A 17,922-nucleotide genomic window follows, 5' to 3' on the forward strand; every position below is an offset into this window, starting at 1 on the left:
TTTTGCCGTGTTTTCTGCGCTGGTGGTTGCGCACGATCGCAGGGATGCGGGGTGGCTCCCATTTTGCAGCCAGATGCGCTATCATCAAACATTGCGTGACAATAATTCTAAGTAACAGGAAGACAAAAAGGAACTCTGCATGACCGAATTCAAGTTCAGAAAAGTGGCCGTATTGGGGGCCGGTGTGATGGGAGCGCAGATTGCGGCCCATTTGATCAATGTGCGTGTGCCGGTGGTGCTGTTTGATCTGGCGGCCAAGGAAGGCAATAAAAACGGCATTGTGTCCCAGGCGGTGGAGCGGCTGAAAAAATTGCGTCCGGCTCCGCTGGCCGTGGTTGATGAAGCGGCCCTGATTCAGCAGGCCAATTATGATGAACATCTGCCGCTGTTGTCAGAGTGTGACCTGATCATTGAGGCCATTGCCGAGCGAATGGACTGGAAAATTGACCTCTATGAGCGTATTGCGCCCCATATTGCGCCTCATGCCATTGTGGCATCCAATACTTCCGGCCTTTCGATGAACCAGTTGGCTGATGTATTGCCGCAGGCGATTCGCCCGCGTTTTTGCGGGGTTCATTTTTTTAATCCGCCACGTGCCATGCATTATCTGGAATTGATTCCCACCCGTGAGACGCGTGCCGATGTGATGGATACTGTGGAAACCTTTGCCACAACGGTGCTGGGCAAGGGTGTGGTCAGGGCGTTTGATACGCCTAATTTCATTGGCAACCGTATTGGGTTTGCGGCTTTGCTGATTGGCATGGTGGAAGCTGACAAGTTTGGTTTCTCGCCTGATCTGGTCGATGACCTGACTGGCAAGAAGCTGGCGCGCTCAGGTTCTGCAACCTACCGCACCATGGATGTAGTGGGACTGGATACGGCGATGCATGTCATTAAGACGATGGATGACCAGTTGCCTAAGGATCCGTTTCACGCAATTTACCAGTTGCCATCCAGCATGGCAGATCTGATTGCCAAGGGGCAGTTGGGACAGAAGAGCGGTGCCGGTTATTTTAAGAAAGTCGGGCGCGATATTCTGCGGTACGATGCAGCTAAAGGTGATTATGTGCCGGGCGGGCTGAAAGCCAGCGATGTGGTGTCGCAGATACTGAAAATGCCTGCATCACAGCGTTTGGATGCGTTGAGAACGTCGACAGATACCCAGGCAAAGTACCTGTGGGCAATTTTGCGCGATATTTTTCATTATTCAGCAGTTCACCTGGCAGAAGTGGCCCCGTGTGCGCGGGATATTGACTTTGCCATGCGCTGGGGTTTTGGCTGGAAGCAGGGCCCGTTTGAATTGTGGCAGGAGGCCGGCTGGCAAAAAGTGGCCAACTGGATCAAGGAAGATATTGATGCCAAGCTGACTTTGTGCGATGAGCCGCTGCCGGCATGGGTGTTTGATGGGCGCAATGGTGTTCATCTGCCTGAAGGCTCATGGTCTGCGCAGTCGGGCAGTTATCTGCCTCAGAGTGCCTTGCCGGTATACCAGCGCCAGTATTTCCGTGAGAATGTGCTGGGCGGTGCTGCGCTTGATCCGAAAAAGACCGGACAGACGATTTATGAGGATGAGGCTATCCGCCTGTGGACGCTGGATGAGCCTGTGCTCATTGCATCGCTGAAAACCAAGGTGCATGCGCTGAGCCGGGTGGCGGTGCATGGCCTGCACAAAGCCATTGATGAGGCCGAGAACGGTGGCTATCAAGGGCTGGTGATCTGGGCGCCTGATGCTCTGTTTTCAGCCGGGTTTGATCTGAAAACGGTGATGGAGTTATGTGCTTCGCAGGGGGCGGCAGCGGTCGAAAAAGATCTGGCTGATTTGCAACGCCTTTCATTGCGTTTGCGTTATGCATTGGTGCCAACCGTGGCAGCTGTGCACGGCAAGGCATTGGGCGGAGGATGCGAGATTGCATTGTATTGCGCCCGTCGGGTGATGGCACTGGAAAGTGCCATGGGTCTGGTGGAGTTCAATGTGGGCGTGATTCCGGCTGGTGGCGGGCTGACTTATCTGGCGCGGCGTGCGGCAGAAAAGGCCGGTTCGGGGCATGGCCTGGGTACAGAGCCATTTATCCTGCCGGTGTTTGACCAGGTCATGGCCGCGCAGACCAGTGGCAGCGCTTTGGATGCTGTCAAACTGGGATATGCATTGCACAGTGACATTGTGGTGCCGCATAAGGATGAGCTGCTGTATGTGGCGATTCAACAGGCCAGAGCGATGTCTGCCAGCGGCTATCGGCCTCCGTTGCAGCAGCCATTCCCTGTGGGGGGTACTGGGTTGCAGAAAGTATTGCAGCAGCGGCTGCAGGCATGGCGGCAGGCGGAAAAGTGCACTGAGTATGATGAGGTCATTGGGCAAAGCCTGGCGCGTGTGCTGTCCGGCGGCGATGTTGCCGCTGGAACGGTTGTGACCGAGGCTGATCTGATTGCGCTGGAGCGGCAGGAGTTTATTCGCCTGTTGGGCAATGAAAAAACATTGCAGCGTATTGAAGGCATGCTCAATACCGGCAAAGCGGTGCGTAATTAACCGGATCATCAAAAGAAAACAGCATCAGGAAAATGAATCAGGTTCTGCAGTTGGTTGCCGGGGATTTTCCTCAACTGAAGGAGCGTTTGCCCCAGGTATTGGCCGGTGGCAATCTGGTGCTGTTGTTATGCGCGCAATGGTGCGGCACCTGCCGCACTTTTCGTGACATGGCAGACGAGCTTGCAGGCAAATTTCCTGAAACGCTTTTTGTCTGGCTGGATGTGGAAGATGACAGTGATGTGGCGGGAGACGTTGATGTGACGAACTTTCCGTCCATTGCGGTTTTCAGGCAGGGCGTGGCGGTTCACTTTGGCGTTTCACTGCCGCAGGCGGGCGTTGTTCAGCGGTTGCTGAATGCCTTATTCCATAATGCTGTGCATGAAGCCGATGTAGCGGATGAGGTGGCCGAACTGCCTCAGTTGCTGCAGCAATGGCTGCTGGATAAAACTGAGGCTGGCTGCTGAACAGAAAGAAGCAAGAGCCTTCGCGACCATGCTGTTGTGGCGATATCGGCAGGAATGCATCAAGCCTGTACTTTGCAGCGTTGCTTTGACAAAAACAGGCTGCAGGCGGTGCGGCTACTTTCCATATTTTTTATGTCAAAGCCCTGCGTAGATGCGGCGGCAGCCTTTTATTATTTTTCGTGGTGTCTGTTGCTACTGACAAGAGTAGCCTGGTTGCTCGTGTTCAAAGAAGGCTTAAAAGGTCTGCCACACAACATAACATAACGCCTGCCAAATATAAACTATAAACGCGATGCCGGGCTTGACCCATGGCATGGCGGAAAGCATGACAAGACAGGTTATAAATTTGAAGTGTGCGGGTGAATGTCGCGCCGACATACGGCAGATAAAAAACGCCCCCCTAAGACGGGCAATCTTAGAGGGGGTGCCTAGGTTTCATTTAGGCCAAGCTTGGAATTTATTTTAAACGCTTATACCGCGAGCTGCATTTTTCCGGTCATTTCCACTTGCAATGCACGACGTATATGTTTCCATGCATTGCGTAAAACCATGGGAGAAAGCGCCTCTTCGGGGATCAGCAGCAGACGATGTTGACGAATCAACTCACCCAGAGATATCTGACTGGTTAGCACGGTAATAGGCGCGACCAGCAACAGGGGCAGCAGCACTGGAGAGAGCCAGACGACAGCTTCAGCGTCCCAGTAGCAGATGAATGTGAACAGCGCGGTCACAATCAGAATCAGCGATGCAAAATGTGAGAATGCTGTATTCCATGAAACAGAAACAGCTTCTCTGGGAGGCGATTTCCATTCCAGTTTGATACCGGTCAGCGCAGTCAGTACAAACAGGGTATGGGCAACCATACGGATAGGTGCTTGCAGCAAGGCAATTGCGGCTTCAAGTAAAGAGCTGCTGATCAGGCTCCAGGTGCCACCGTAAAAGCGTTGTTCACCTTTGATGATGACTGCCAGCACACCCAGTAAACGGGGCATGAACAAAATGGCAAGCGTCATGATCCACAGGCCGACCATTTCATGGCTGAAAACGGTTGCATGCGCTGTGGCAGGCATTGTCAGCCACAAAGCGGTGCCGAATGCCAGAAACATCATCCACAGCGGGGCAGAGAAGTACGACATGAAGCCGGTTGCCAGCATGGCACGGTGCACACTGTGCAGGCCGGGTTCTGTGATCAGGCGGCTGTTTTGAATGTTGCCCTGGCACCAGCGGCGGTCCCGCTGCAATTCAGACAGCAGGTCCGGCGGCTGTTGTTCGTAGCTGCCTTTAAGGTCTGCAACCATCCAGACATAGTAACCGGCACGACGCATGAGGGCGGCTTCAACAAAGTCATGGGACATGATGTCGCCCGACAGGCCGCCTTTGCCCTTGATCGGGGCCAGCGCACAGTGTTTCATGAACGGTTCAACACGGATAATGGCATTGTGACCAAAGTAATGTGATTCACCCAATTGCCAGAATTGCATGCCCAGCGTAAAGACGCGGCCCACGACGCGGGCGGCAAACTGTTGCACACGGGCGTGCAGGGTTACCTGGCCGACGGCCTGAGTGGCTGTTTGAATAATACCGGCCTGAGGGTTAGCTTCCATCAGTTTGGCCAATGTGACCAGGCAGTCTCCACTCATCACGCTGTCGGCATCAAGCACAATCATATAGCGGTAGTTTTTACCCCAGCGGCGGCAGAAGTCTGCAACGTTACCCGCTTTGCGGTGAACGCGGCGGGTACGCAGGCGATAATAAACCTCAACAGGTGTTTTGTGCTGATTTGCCAGCGTCCAGCGCAGTTCTTCCCATGCTTTACGTTCTGCGGCAATGATTTCAGGATCGCGGCTGTCAGACAGCACATACACGTCGAATGCTTTGGCGTTTTCAGTTGCAGCCAGTGATTCTGCAATGGCTCTGAGCCCGGCAAACACGGTTGCGGTGTCTTCATTGCAAATCGGCATGATGACGGCAGTCCGCACATCGGATGCCAGTTTATCGTGCGCAACGGATTGCGCAGTCATGGCGTAGCGGTCACCACGCAGCAATACCCAGAACCCCATGAGCGCGGTGCTAAAGCCAACGATGATCCAAGCGGACAGCACGGCAAACAATGCAACATGGCCATATTGAAGCCAGGCATTGTGATAGTCGCCCTGAACCTGTGTAAACAGCCAGGTTGCAAATGCGGTAATGGACAGTGTCAGTAAAGCCAAAGTGCTGCGGCGGAATTTGACCGCGCGCTGCCAAGGCTCCTGTTTTGTCTGTGCAGCCCGTTTAAATAAATGAATTTCGGTGAACAGTACTTTGCGGATACCTTGCCCCAGGCCTTTCCAGAAGCCTTGCCAGGGTTGCGGTACCATAGATCCCCGGTTGATCTGAGGAGCTGTGCGTTTGTTCGAATGTTGCCTGTACATAAAATTAAGTCAGTAAAAGTAGTTGTTATCTGTAATAGTTCTCTTCATTTCTATAAAGCAAATGTTGTGCCATTGCTAAAAATTTGTTTGAAAACATATAGTTATTATTTTTTCACCAGAGAAAAACTGAATTAAAGGGGAAATGGCCGGATATTTGTCGCTGCTCGACGACAGCCTGATCAGGGCTGAGCCTCTATTCTTTTAAAAACAATGGATTATGTATGTCGCTGCACAGCGACAGCATGGAAAACCGAGAACCGGCGGGAGAGCAAACGGTTCACCGCAGGCGTTGATGGGGGCGGTTTTCAGGCGACTGGATTAGAAATGTGAATCTGATACATCGGCTGATACATTGGTCGGTTTATCTCCGGCGTGGGTGAGGTATTGGGGGATGTTGGTGGGGTATCGAGGCGTGCGTGTCCGGCAGACAAAATCACGCTGATTGCAACACCAGGATGGCATTGGTGGCATTGGCGAATGCCATATCTTGCATGTTCATGCGCCATCCGTCACCACATCTGAAGGCAGGGTTGGGGGCTGCTTTGATCGTTTGTATTGCCGTAACTGCATACCGCGGCGGTCGTTTTAACACGACCTAGCCCAGGTCAGGCGGCTCCAGCAGTGTTTCTTCATTTTTATTGTGAAAGTGCCCTGGGGTCAGGCCATGTTTTTGCAGCAGACGGTAGAACTCGGTACGGTTACGGTCAGCCAGGCGTGCTGCGTCGGCAACCACACCATCGGTCATTTTCATCAGGCCAACCAAGTATTCCCTTTCAAACTTCTGTTTGGCTTGGTTGTAGGTGAGTACCTGCACGCTGGGGGTACGCAGGGCGCGCTGAACCAGAGACAACGGGATCAGCGGTGTGGTGCACAGGGCGCATACCTGTTCTACCACGTTGAGCAACTGGCGCACATTGCCCGGCCAGGGGGCCGTTGCCAGCGCCCGCAGCGCTTCTGGTGAAAAACCGGATATTTTTTTCCCGTATTTCTGGGTCAGGGCATTGAGAAAATGGCTGGCCAGCAGTGGAATGTCTTCCCGCCGTTGCGACAGCGGGGGCAGGTTCAGTGTGACGACGTTCAGCCGGTAATACAGGTCTTCGCGAAATTCGCCATTGGCCATGGCATCTTCCAGGTTCCTGTGGGTGGCTGAAATAATGCGTACATCTACCGGGATGGATTGGGTCGACCCGACAGGGCGCACCACATGCTCCTGCAGCACGCGCAGCAGCTTGACTTGCAAGGATGGCGGCATATCACCGATTTCATCCAGCATCAGCGTGCCGCCATCGGCTTCCTGAAACAGGCCTTTGTGGTTATTGACGGCATCTGTAAAAGCGCCTTTCACGTGGCCAAACAGTTCAGATTCGAGCAATGTTTCGGGAATGGCGCTGCAATTGATGGCGATGAATGGTTTTTTCGCCCGCGGGCTGGCATGGTGGATCGCGCGTGCCAGCATTTCTTTGCCGGTGCCGCTTTCTCCTAACAGCAAAATGCTGGCGTCAGATGCCGCCACCAGTTTGGCTTCGGCGAGCAGTTCTTCCATGCAACTGGCATGACTGATGATGTTGGCATGCCAGGCGCCTTTGTCTGCCGGTTCCAAAACTTTAGCCGCAGGGGCACTCAAGGACAGCGCCTGCGAAATTTTATCGAGCAGTTCTTTGCCGTCAAAAGGTTTGGTCAGGTAGGAAAATACGCCGTGTGAGGTGGCTTTCACCGCATCGGGAATGGTACCGTGCGCGGTCAGCAAAATGACCGGCAGCGAGGGATGGTTGCGCTGGATTTCGTCAAACAGTTCCAGGCCGTCTTTTCCGGGCAGGCGCACATCGCTGAGTACCAGTTGCGGGCGTTCAATGGCCAATTGGCTCAGCGCACTTTCTGCACTGTCTGCGGTGCTGACCCGGTAGCCTGCTGCAGTCAGGCGCATGGATATCAGGCGCAACATATCGGTGTCATCGTCTACAACAAGGATGCGGGCTTGAGCTGAATTAGGCATAAGGTGTTATTTATCAGAGTTGTACGGGTTCTATCGCCTGCATGGCATTGTGCATCAGACAGGAAGGCAGCAAGACAGGTCAATGACCATACGGGTTATTATATGTCTTCGCTGTATGGATGCCGGATACGGTAACCCGTTTCCCGTATATATCTGCTGCCGGATTACCGAATTACCGGCTTATCGGCTTATTGGCCCCGGCCTGCAGGAGCGGTGCGGGTGCTCAGGCTTTCTTCAATGGCCCGCAGGGCATTGAGTTTTTGTGTCAGATCCTCAATCTGGCGGGCATTGTCACGCAGAGAGCGGTTTTGCTGTGCAAGCTGGCTGTTGAGTTTGTGCTGTTCCTCAATCAATGGGTAGAGCAACTGGGCCCACAGATACCAGGCGTTGTTGCTGTCGCTTGCCTGGTTAAAAATATCTTTCAAAATATCGAGCGCACGCTGGCTGTCTGCTACCTGGTGTGTTCTGGAGAGAACCAGTGCCAGTTTGATGCGTGAGGGTTCGTCCGTGTGGCCGGATAATTGGGCGATTTCGTCAGTCAGAGCGCTGTTCTGCAGGGCGTAAATGCGGTTAATGTCTGCCAGCAGCAATTTGTTTAAATAGGGTTCCGTTGCCGATGTGGGCGGCGGGGGTGGGCATACCAGCGCCGGTGCCTGTGCAACACGGCATGTTAACGCGTCATCTGATGACGAGGTGTCACTGGCACAGCCCGCAGCAAATATGCTGAATGCAACGCTTGCCACCAAGGGGGCTAAGCGGCAGCTCTGAATCAAGCCGGAAAAATGATTTGTCATGTCAGATAACATTGGCATAAGGCAGTTCAATACGGAAGTGAGTACCATGTTCATGAGGGATCAGCTCGATACGTCCACCGTGTGCATGGATATACTCCTGCACAATGGATAAACCGATGCCGGTACCTCGTGAAACATTTTGAGGTTGTACTTTGCCCCTGTAAAAAGGTTCAAAAATGTGTTGCTGGTCTTGTGGGGTAATGCCCGGACCTTCATCAATGATATCAATGTATGCTTTTTCACCCTGAGAGCTGACCTGAATATTGATGTGTCCTTCCGGTGGCGAAAAGCGGATGGCATTGGAAAGCAGGTTACTGAGCACAGTGGCAATTTTTTCCGGGTCGACTTCGGCAACCACAGGCTCGCCATCCACCCGGAGATGCAGGTCATTGGCCTGCCATTGTAATTGCTGGGCATCAACCTGGTCTTCTGCCAGCTCCAGCAAATTGGTCGGTTTGCGCGCCAGTTTACGGGCCTCGAACGCTGCGGCGTTAAAACGCAGCAGGTCTTCAATCTGCTTTTGCAGAATGACGGCATTTTGCTGCAGGATATGCACCACGTCTTTCTGGTTGCTGCTGAGGGTGCCGGCAAGGCCTTCCTGCAACAGCGAAATGCCTTCGCGCAGGGCAGCCAAAGGTGTTTTTAGCTCGTGTGATGTATGCCTGAGAAAGCGGGCTTTATCAGCGTCTATTTCTGCTAAGCGCATGCGCAGCCAGTCCAACTGACGACCGAGTTTGCGCACGTCTGCCGGGCCATGGATATCAATAACGGTATCAAACTGGTTTTCTCCCAGCCGGACGATGGCTTTTTCAATGCGTCTGAACGGCCTGGCGAGCCAGACCCCAAAGGCCAGGGCCATCAGCAATGCCACTGCCACCAGCCCGATCATCAACTGGGTCATCCAGTGCTGGCGCCGTGCAATATCATCCTGGAGCTGTTGATTGCGTTGGTCACTGATCATTTGAACGGCTGTATTGATCAGTGTCTGCGTGGCTTCCAGATTTTGAAACTGGTCTATCAACTGATGTTGCAGTTCCGCAATGTTTTCGGGCTGGTTTTTAATGGATGTCAGTATCTCGGAGAGCTGCTGTGTCTGATCGCGCCATTGTTCAACCAGCTCGTCAGTGACTACGTTTTGTTTGCGCAGCTCTGCAATGATCTGATTGGTCCGGCTGCGGGACTCTTCATAGCTTTGCAGCAAGGGGGCATCCATCAGCACCATATACTGGCGGGCTGAGCGCTCCATCACCATGCCCACACTGCTGAGGTCTTGTGCCAGTTCATTGAGTTTGACGGCACTGGTGGCGGTTTCCTGGCTGCGTTTGCCCAGATAATCCAGTGTTTTGATGCCGATGAATGAGCTGGCAGCAAACAGCGAGGCCATCAAAAAGAAGGCAATCAGAAGGTATTGTTTAAAGGAAAGGCGGGCGCCATGTGCAGACATATCAAATTGGGATCATGGTGTTAATGGTTGTGCCTGAAGCGAAAGTTAAACGTGATACCTGAACGTTTGCCATCTGTATTGGCCGCAAGTGCCATTGTTTTCAAAAGTGCTTAATACCGCTGCAGTATTTCCTGCATGGTCGCCGCTAAATTAGATGATTCTAACCGTTTTGATATAACCGATGCCATCTGTTCGGACATAAACCGTTGTTTCCGCATTGATGCTGATCTGCCTGCAACAGATGCGGCTGTATTCACGGTGTTGCCACAGCTCTGCATAGGCGAGATGGACCGCTGTGCGGTTATGTCATTTCTGATGCAGCCGGTTAATCATTCGGTCTGAAGCGGAAGTTAAATGTGGTGGTTGGTCGTTTACCATCGATATCGGCCGGGAGTTGCGCTGTTTTCCACAGGGCTCTTTCCACGGCGGCATCCCAGGCCTGATTGCCGCTGGACTGCGTGATTCTGACGGTTTTGATATTGCCGTTGTTGTCTGTTTCGACATAAACAATGGTCATTGAATTGTCGTTTCTGTCTCCCGCATAGACAATGTTGCGCTTGACAATGCCTGCAAGACGGTTGCCATAGGCGTCAGACGCGTGACCGGTACCACCGGTCGGGCCGGAAGCCCCCGAAGTGCTGTTGCCGCTGCCGCCAGCCATACTTTGTATCCGTGCCAGTTGCTCCTGACGCAGGCGTTCGCGTTCAGCAGCTTCGCGCCGGGCTTGATCCCGGCGGGCCTGCTCCTGACGCGCCTGCTCTTCTTGGCGGCGTTGCTCCTGTCGGGCTTGTTCCTGGCGCTGTTGTTCTTCACGCTGGGCCTGTTCCTGCCGAGCCTGCTCCTGGCGTTGTTGTTCTTCGCGCTGTGCCTGCTCCCGGCGTGCTTGCTCCTGACGTTGCTGCTCTTCTCGCTGGGCTTGTTCCCTGCGGGTTTGCTCCTGGCGCTGTTGTTCTTCTCGTTGGGCCTGCTCTCTGCGTGCCTGTTCCTGGCGTTGCTGTTCCGCTGCCTGCCGTTCACGCTCGGCCGCTTGGCGGCGTGCCTGCTCCAGCGCAATCTCAGCATCGCTGGGCTGTGGCGGGGTTACGCGTGGAGGGGGCTGCACTGGCTGCTGGGGGGTAGGGGCAGGGGCCGGCGTACGCTGAACGGGCTGAGTCTGAACCGGTTCGGGCAATGCGGTCCACAACTCGGCCTGAGCCGGTGGGGGTGTTTCGCTGCGCCAGTAAAAATTCATGCTCAATGCAATGATCAGCAGCACGTGTACCGCGACAGCCAGCAAAATGTAGCGTCCTTTGAGCGTGGTGCTGGGAGGCTTTAGCGTGGAGTGGTCTAGTGGCGAAGGCATGGTGGTTTATCTGAACTGCTGATCATGTACATACTGGAGGTCATAGTTACTGCTGGGCTACCAGCAATCCGACCCTTTTGATTCCGCTTTCATTGAGTGTGTTGAGTATTTTGACGACCTGTTCATAAGGAATCTGCTTGTCCGCGGCGATGATGACCGCCGTATTTTCGTTGCCAGCCTGCATGGCGCGGACTTCCTCCACCAGTTGCGGCAGTGTCACCGGTGTAGTGGCACCGGTGTTATCGGTGACTTTGATTTCGTTGCCGGCTGAAACGGAAACCCGGACAAACTGCTCAGGCGCACGCGAAGCGGCCCCCGCACTGGGCACCTCGATTTCTCCCATGGTGAGCATGGGTGCGGTGACCATAAAGATGATCAGCAGCACCAGCATGACGTCAATGTAAGGCACCACATTCATTTGCGACATGGGCTTCACACGTTTTCTTTTCGGTAAGTCAACAGCCATGGTATCAGTTCATTCGTTGCATGAGGGCAGATATTGCCGGTTTAGGTACGGGTTGCGCCTTCGGCAGGAATTTGCCGTTGCAAAATGTTGGTAAATTCATCCATGAATGCTTCCAGCCGGGTGGCTATTTTGTCGGAATTGGCACTGAAACGGTTATAGGCCAGTACGGCTGGAATTGCTGCAAACAGGCCGATCGCGGTAGCAACCAGTGCTTCGGCAATACCCGGGGCGACGGTGGCCAGCGTTACCTGCTGCATATTGGACAGCCCGGTAAAAGCGTGCATGATGCCCCATACTGTGCCAAACAAACCGATGTAGGGTGAAACCGACCCGACAGAGGCCAGGAAAGGCAACTGGGTTTCAACCGAGTCCATTTCCCGCTGATAGCTTGCACGCATGGCACGCCGTGCGCCATCGATAGTGGTATTGGTGTCTGCGTGGCGCTCGCGCAGCTTTAAAAACTCGCGCATGCCGGCGGCGAAAATACGGCTGGTACTGCCCGATTTTTCATTTTGAAGTGCATATTGCTGCAGTTCATTGAGCGAAGCGTCTCCGGACCAGAACATGCGCTCGAAACGGCTGTTTTGCGCATGCAGGCGCCGGAAAGCGCCCCATTTGGCAAAAATGACGGCCCAACTGATGACTGAGATCAGCAGCAGCAGTACCATGATCAGTTGAACAACCAGGCTGGCGTTGAGAATGAGGTGGGCAATAGACAGATCTTGATTCATGCCGAGGGTAATACAGAGGCTAAAGTTGATGGGAAACGACAGGGTGCCAGGGTTGTGGCATCTACACACCCGATTCGAATCTCGCCATGGCACAAAAGTTCACCATGGGTTGACTGTAGGAAGGCCTGTTGTTCAACGGTAATGGATGCACGTCCGATATTTTTGACGGCTGTGGTGATGCTTAACATATCATCCAGTCTGGCCGGACGCAGGTAACGTACGTGGGTTTCGCTAACGACCAGTTGGACGCCTTCGCTTTCTTTGAGGCGCTGCTGGTTGATACCCAGCGTACGCAGCCATTCGGTGCGGGCACGTTCAAAGAATTTCAGGTAATTGGCATAAAACACAATGCCTCCGGCATCGGTGTCCTCCCAATAGATTCGCAGTGAAAACTCAAAGTTGTGCATGTGGGGTATTGTAGAGAAATGCGCGGTTTTTTGTCCGGAGCATACCGTACCTGCCATTTACTGATGGAACCATGAGCTTCAAAACGATGCCTGCTGGACTGCGCCTGACGGCAAGTCAGCCCTGAACTTCAGCGGGGCGCAGGTGGGCGGCTACTTTGTCCAGCACGCCGTTGACGTATTTGAAACCATCGGTGCCGCCATAGGTTTTAGCCAGCTCCACGGCTTCGTTAATGACCACGCGGTAAGGAATGTCTAGGCAATGCTGCAACTCATAGACGCCCAGCATCAAAATGGCATGCTCAATGGGTGACAGATCGGTGGTCTTGCGGTCAACATGCGGGGCCAATACCGCATCAATGGCCGAGGCATCTGCAATGATGCCGTGCAGCAGGGCGTCATAATGGGCTGCGTCTGATTTTTTAAACCCGTCCATTCCTCGAATCTGCGCATCAATGGCTCCGGGGTCATTGTCCGAAACCAGCCACTGATAAATGCCCTGCAATGTGAATTCGCGGGCGCGCCGCCGGGCAGATTTCTGCGGTTTTTTGGTTTTATGGCTGTCGGGCGATGTGGGCTGTGCGGTTGAATCAGTGCTGTTCATTGGCCTGCTTTCACAGAATATTGTTTCAGAAGTTGTGCCATTTCTATGGCGACCTGGGCGGCGTCAAGCCCTTTTTCCTGCATGCGTGCCCGTGCCTGGGCTTCATTTTCGGTCGTAAGAATGGCATTGGCAACCGGAATGCCATGATCCAGAGTCACGCGGGTGACGCCGGCAGCGCTTTCATTAGCCACCAGTTCAAAGTGGTAGGTTTCGCCCCGGATGACACAGCCTAATGCGATCAGCGCGTCAAAAGAGCCCTGTTTGGCCAGGGCCTGCAACATGACCGGGATTTCAAGCGCCCCGGCAACCTGAATTAACAGAATGTCTTGCGGCGATACGCCCAGGCGTACCAGCTCTGCCTGCGCGGCTTTGGCAAGCGTGCCGGTAATTTCGGTATTAAAGCGGGACTGAACGATTCCGATGCGAAGTCCCTGACCCTGAAGGTGCAGGTTGTTGCCTTTATCTGCGTTTTGCATGTCAAATGATTAAAATTCTATTTTGAAGGGTTGTAATCTTACAAGGCTTTCATGGAAATAGCTGCTTGGCTGATGCTAAGCCCAATCTGCCGGTGGGGGACCTTTTCGGGTTGTGCATGTGATGCTTAAAAAGAAGTCACCCTTAAAAAAATACTTTACTGGCGATTAGGGAGTTGGCTTACAGCAAAGGCTTATTGAGCTATATTGTAAGTGATACAACCTCAAATAAATCAGCTCAGGAGTCACATATGTTTAAAAAAGTACTGGTACCAATCGACGGTTCTGCGCCCTCCACCAAAGCGCGCCAGGCAGCAGTGGAAGTCGCCAAAATGTTTGATATTCCCATTGTAGCGTTGTATGTGATCGAACCCCTGCCTTATGTCGGGCTGGCAGAAGTGGGTGTGCCTGATCTGGCTGAGTATTCCAGTGCAGTGCGTGCCGAGGCCAGCAAAGTGCTGGAAGCGGTCGAAGCAGAGTGCAAGGACCAGGGGGTTAAATGTGAAACGGTTCTGGTGGAAGCTGCCAACGTGGACCAGGGTATTTTGGAGCAGGCCGAGTCTCGCGACTGCAACCTGATTGTCATGGGCACCCATGGCCGCCGCGGTATCAACCGCTTGCTGATGGGCAGCGTAGCCCGCAGCGTGCTGGGACAGTCCAAAGTGCCGGTGCTGGTGGTTCCCTGAATATCTGGTAAGCCACTACCGTGATGGATAATGAAGCGCCACATCTTCATGATGTGGCGTTTTTTCGTTTGAAATAGGTCGTCGGTCAAGAGGAGGTAAATAGGGGTTATCTCTCAAAAGACCACAAATTCTAAAGGAAGGTACACTTTTCATATATTTTTTGAATGAAGCTGGATTTTTAGGCTATATTGTGTTGGCTTGCTATCAAGCTGATGTGATTTGAGATAAAGGAGACACAAACATGTTCATGAAAGTATTGGTTCCGACAGACGGATCAGAAGCTTCTGCCAAAGCGCGCCAGGCAGCGTATGAGGTTGCCAAGAAATTCAATATTCCTGTGGTGGCACTGTATGTCATGGAGCCTTCGCCTTACGTGAATGTGGCCGAATATGCTAACGCGGCCCGGGCTGAGGCCGATCAGGTCATTGCAACCGTGAAGGAAGAGTGCAAAGAGCAGGGCATCAAAGGGGAGTGCGTGCTGCTGGAGTTTTCTCATGTGGACCAGGGTATTTTGGAGCAGGCCAAGGAGCATCATTGCGATCTGATCGTGATGGGTACACATGGCCGGCGCGGGCTGAACCGCCTGCTGATGGGCAGCGTGGCCAGCAATGTGCTGAGCCAGTCTAAAATTCCGGTTCTGGTCATTCCCTGAGCCGCCTAACGCTTATCTGAGATACAAGGGCAGCAGACAACTGAAACGGTTGTCTGCTGTTTTTTTTATGTAGCCAGGCATTTGCACAAGGCGTAAATGGCGCCAACTGTATGCTGGTTGCAGCATTTGCAGCAATTCTTTGTGTCAAAAAGCTTACAGTGTGGGACAATTACCACTTTAGCGTTTTGAAAAGCGGTGTCATCGTGAAGTCAGTGCAAAAGTCGAACAAATTGTCACAGGTTTTCTATGAAATCAGAGGACCGGTGCTTGATCGTTGCCGTCAGATGGAAGAAGACGGTATCAAAATCATCAAGCTCAATATCGGCAATCTGGCGGCATTCGGTTTTGAGCCACCTGATGAAGTGGTGCAGGACATGATCCATAACCTGCCCGATGCGGCAGGCTATACTGATTCCAAAGGATTGTTTGCGCCGCGCAAGGCCGTGGTGCACTACAGCCAGCAAAAACGCATTCCCCATGTGGAAGTGGAAGATATTTTTCTGGGCAATGGCGTGTCTGAGCTGATTGCGATGAGCTTAAATGCGCTGCTCAATGATGGCGACGAAGTGCTGATTCCATCACCTGACTACCCGCTGTGGACCGCCGCCACTTCACTGTCTGGCGGCAGGCCGGTGCATTATGTGTGCGACGAGCAGTCTGACTGGCTGCCGGATACCGCTGATATCCGCGCAAAGATCACACCCCGCACACGCGCCATTGTGGTGATCAACCCGAATAACCCGACGGGTGCGCTGTATCCTGACAGCGTGCTGGAAGAAATCGTGCAGATTGCACGCGAGCACGGACTGATTGTTTTTGCCGACGAGATTTACGACAAAATTCTGTATGACGGCAATGTGCATACATCAATTGCTTCACTGGCTGATGATGTGCTGTTTATCACGTTCAATGGGCTGTCAAAAGCCTACCGTGGCTGCGGCTATCGGGCTGGTTGGATGATTGTTTCCGGCGCCAAGCGGCAGGCGGCTGACTATATTGAAGGGCTCAATACGTTGGCTTCCATGCGATTGTGCGCCAACACGCCGGGGCAACTGGCCATTCAGACGGCACTGGGCGGCTACCAGAGTATTCAGGAACTGGTGGCACCGGATGGACGGCTGACACGCCAGAGAGACCTGACGCATGCCTTGTTGACCCAGATTCCGGGCGTCAGTTGTGTCAAACCGAAAGCGTCGCTGTACATGTTCCCCCGGCTGGATCCCAAAGTGTACGCGATTGAAAACGACCAGGACTTTGCGCTGGATCTGCTGGAGACGCAGCGTGTGCTGGTGGTGCAGGGCTCCGGTTTTAACTATGCCACGCCGGACCATTTCCGGGTGGTTTTCCTGCCGTATATGGATGTGCTGGCCGAGGCGTTCGGGCGCATGGCGAAGTATCTGGACGGGTACCGCAAGCGGCATCCGGTGTACATGGCGTCATCTGTCAAGCCTGTGGCGGAAAAAGCGCAGACTAAAACAGGAAAGGCAACAAGCTGAGTTGAGAAGCTGCGCTATTGCGAACTGTTCATTGTGATATTTGTTGATTAAATATGGTTGCATGAGATGAGTGATAAAGAACATCGGGTTTTGAGATTGGGTCTTTTGGGTTCAGGTGTTGTGGGCAGCGGCGTGGTGAACGTGCTGAGCCGCAACCAGGATGAAATTCGCCGCCGGACCGGGCGCACATTAAAAATTGTGCGCATTGGTACACGCGAAGTGGAAAAAGCACGCCAGGATTTTGGTGATGCCTATCAGTACACCACTGAACTTGATGAGATTACAACCGCGCCTGATGTGGATGTGGTCATTGAACTCATCGGCGGTACCACACGCGCCAGGGAAGTCATTCTGTCAGCCATTGCGGCAGGCAAACATGTGGTTACGGCCAACAAGGCGTTGCTGGCTGAGCATGGAACCGAAATTTTTGCCGCCGCTCGTGCCAAAGGTGTGATCGTGGCGTTTGAAGCGGCGATTGCCGGTGGCATTCCCATTGTCAAGGCGCTGCGTGAGGGCTTATCGGCCAACCGCATCCAGTGGGTGGCCGGTATCATCAACGGCACCACCAATTACATTCTTTCTGAGATGCGCGAAAAAGGCGTGGACTTTCAGAGCGCGCTCAAAGACGCACAGGCGCTTGGGTATGCCGAGGCCGACCCGACTTTTGACATCGAAGGGGTGGATGCTGCGCACAAGATCACATTGATCTGTTCGCTGGCGTTCGGGGTGCCGGTGCAGTTTCACAAAGCCTACATCGAAGGCATCAGCCAGCTTGAAACCGCCGATATTGCCTATGCCGAAAAACTGGGTTACCGTGTGAAACTGCTGGGCATTGCCAAAGCTGCTGAGAAAGGCATTGAACTGCGCGTGCATCCGACTCTGGTACCGATCAGTCGCCTGATTGCCAATGTACACGGCGCGATGAATGCCGTGGTGGTGCAGGGCGACGCGGTGGGCGCAACGCTGTATTATGGCAAGGGTGCGGGCAGTGAGCCGACGGCTTCAGCCGTGATTGCCGACCTGGTGGATATTGCACGCATGGAAACCGCCGATCCGGCGCACCAGGTACCCTACCTGGCGTTTATGAGCGATGCATTGAGCAACACGCCGATACTGCCGATGGAAGAGGTGGTGACCAGCTACTATCTGCGGCTGCGTGTGGCAGATGAAGCCGGTGTGCTGGCGCAGGTGACACGCATTCTGGCCGATCAGGCGATCAGCATTGATGCGGTGATTCAGCGTGAATCAGATGAAGTCAGCGATGCCAATGAAAACCAGACCGACCTGATGATTCTGACACATGAAACGACAGAACGCGCAATGAATCAGGCGATTGCACTGATTGAATCGCTGCCGTCGGTATTTGGTGTGCGCCGGATACGCAAGGAAGAGTTGCAATAACGGTACTTGTGCCCTGGAAATAGGGCACACTGCC

Annotated in this window: 17 protein-coding genes; 7 read left to right on the top strand and 10 right to left on the bottom strand. The window is 53.5% G+C overall.

What is annotated here, in order from left to right:
* Positions 1–139: 139 nt before the first annotated feature.
* Together CUZ56_RS11975 and CUZ56_RS11980 are read left to right on the top strand one after the other, a co-directional pair.
* A complete protein-coding gene (locus CUZ56_RS11975; RefSeq protein WP_126980640.1) occupies positions 140–2,524 on the top strand; it encodes a 3-hydroxyacyl-CoA dehydrogenase/enoyl-CoA hydratase family protein in 2,385 nt (794 codons plus the stop codon).
* A gap of 32 nt (positions 2,525–2,556) precedes the next feature.
* Positions 2,557–2,988, top strand: coding sequence for a thioredoxin domain-containing protein (locus CUZ56_RS11980; RefSeq protein ID WP_126980641.1), 432 nt, complete (start codon positions 2,557–2,559; stop codon positions 2,986–2,988).
* A gap of 470 nt (positions 2,989–3,458) precedes the next feature.
* Here CUZ56_RS11980 and mdoH read toward each other — a convergent pair whose 3' ends face one another.
* The 4 genes from mdoH to CUZ56_RS12000 all read right to left on the bottom strand — a co-directional run bounded on the left by mdoH (position 3,459) and on the right by CUZ56_RS12000 (position 9,633).
* Entirely contained in the window at positions 3,459–5,402 is a 1,944-nt protein-coding gene (gene mdoH / locus CUZ56_RS11985) for a glucans biosynthesis glucosyltransferase MdoH (RefSeq protein ID WP_126980642.1), read from the bottom strand.
* Positions 5,403–5,997: 595 nt separating this feature from the next.
* Positions 5,998–7,395 (bottom strand): sigma 54-interacting transcriptional regulator, encoded by a 1,398-nt coding sequence (locus tag CUZ56_RS11990; RefSeq protein ID WP_126980643.1) that lies wholly within the window; start codon positions 7,393–7,395, stop codon positions 5,998–6,000.
* Between the two features lie 188 nt (positions 7,396–7,583).
* Entirely contained in the window at positions 7,584–8,189 is a 606-nt protein-coding gene (locus CUZ56_RS11995) for a hypothetical protein (RefSeq protein WP_126980644.1), read from the bottom strand.
* 1 nt (position 8,190) lies between these two features.
* Positions 8,191–9,633, bottom strand: coding sequence for a sensor histidine kinase (locus CUZ56_RS12000; protein WP_126980645.1), 1,443 nt, complete (start codon positions 9,631–9,633; stop codon positions 8,191–8,193).
* 135 nt (positions 9,634–9,768) lie between these two features.
* Between CUZ56_RS12000 and CUZ56_RS12005 the strand changes: the two genes are divergently transcribed.
* Positions 9,769–9,975 carry a hypothetical protein gene (locus CUZ56_RS12005; protein ID WP_126980646.1) on the top strand — a complete coding sequence of 69 codons (207 nt, stop codon included), beginning with the start codon at positions 9,769–9,771 and terminating at the stop codon, positions 9,973–9,975.
* On the opposite strand, the gene tolA is transcribed toward CUZ56_RS12005, so the two are convergent.
* The 6 genes from tolA to ribH all read right to left on the bottom strand — a co-directional run bounded on the left by tolA (position 9,959) and on the right by ribH (position 13,656).
* Positions 9,959–10,975 (bottom strand): cell envelope integrity protein TolA, encoded by a 1,017-nt coding sequence (gene tolA, locus CUZ56_RS12010; RefSeq protein ID WP_126980647.1) that lies wholly within the window; start codon positions 10,973–10,975, stop codon positions 9,959–9,961. The two genes, CUZ56_RS12005 and tolA, sit on opposite strands and share 17 nt — an antisense overlap.
* 46 nt (positions 10,976–11,021) lie before the next feature.
* On the bottom strand, positions 11,022–11,441 hold the full coding sequence (gene tolR / locus CUZ56_RS12015) for a protein TolR (RefSeq protein ID WP_126980648.1): 420 nt from the start codon (positions 11,439–11,441) through the stop codon (positions 11,022–11,024).
* Positions 11,442–11,482: 41 nt separating this feature from the next.
* Positions 11,483–12,172, bottom strand: coding sequence for a protein TolQ (gene tolQ / locus CUZ56_RS12020; protein ID WP_126980649.1), 690 nt, complete (start codon positions 12,170–12,172; stop codon positions 11,483–11,485).
* Positions 12,169–12,579 carry a tol-pal system-associated acyl-CoA thioesterase gene (gene ybgC / locus CUZ56_RS12025; RefSeq protein WP_126980650.1) on the bottom strand — a complete coding sequence of 137 codons (411 nt, stop codon included), beginning with the start codon at positions 12,577–12,579 and terminating at the stop codon, positions 12,169–12,171. Before ybgC ends, tolQ begins: the two co-directional genes overlap by 4 nt.
* Positions 12,580–12,694: 115 nt before the next feature.
* The gene (gene nusB / locus CUZ56_RS12030) at positions 12,695–13,180 is read right to left on the bottom strand and encodes a transcription antitermination factor NusB (protein ID WP_126980651.1); all 486 of its coding nucleotides are present in this window, start codon (positions 13,178–13,180) and stop codon (positions 12,695–12,697) included.
* Complete coding sequence (gene ribH, locus CUZ56_RS12035; protein WP_126980652.1) at positions 13,177–13,656, bottom strand: 6,7-dimethyl-8-ribityllumazine synthase; 480 nt, start codon at positions 13,654–13,656, stop codon at positions 13,177–13,179. The genes nusB and ribH overlap by 4 nt, the downstream gene beginning before the upstream one ends.
* A gap of 248 nt (positions 13,657–13,904) precedes the next feature.
* Here ribH and CUZ56_RS12040 point away from each other — a divergent pair, with 248 nt between their 5' ends.
* From CUZ56_RS12040 to CUZ56_RS12055, 4 genes are all read left to right on the top strand, one after another.
* A complete protein-coding gene (locus CUZ56_RS12040; RefSeq protein WP_126980653.1) occupies positions 13,905–14,339 on the top strand; it encodes a universal stress protein in 435 nt (144 codons plus the stop codon).
* Between the two features lie 247 nt (positions 14,340–14,586).
* A complete protein-coding gene (locus tag CUZ56_RS12045; protein WP_162615340.1) occupies positions 14,587–14,991 on the top strand; it encodes a universal stress protein in 405 nt (134 codons plus the stop codon).
* 203 nt (positions 14,992–15,194) lie between these two features.
* Positions 15,195–16,487 (top strand): pyridoxal phosphate-dependent aminotransferase, encoded by a 1,293-nt coding sequence (locus CUZ56_RS12050; protein ID WP_126980655.1) that lies wholly within the window; start codon positions 15,195–15,197, stop codon positions 16,485–16,487.
* A 66-nt stretch (positions 16,488–16,553) separates the two neighbouring features.
* Positions 16,554–17,888 (top strand): homoserine dehydrogenase, encoded by a 1,335-nt coding sequence (locus CUZ56_RS12055; RefSeq protein ID WP_126980656.1) that lies wholly within the window; start codon positions 16,554–16,556, stop codon positions 17,886–17,888.
* Positions 17,889–17,922 lie beyond the last annotated feature (34 nt).

The organism is Saezia sanguinis (genome assembly GCF_003991585.1).
GTDB lineage: Bacteria > Pseudomonadota > Gammaproteobacteria > Burkholderiales > Burkholderiaceae_C > Saezia > Saezia sanguinis.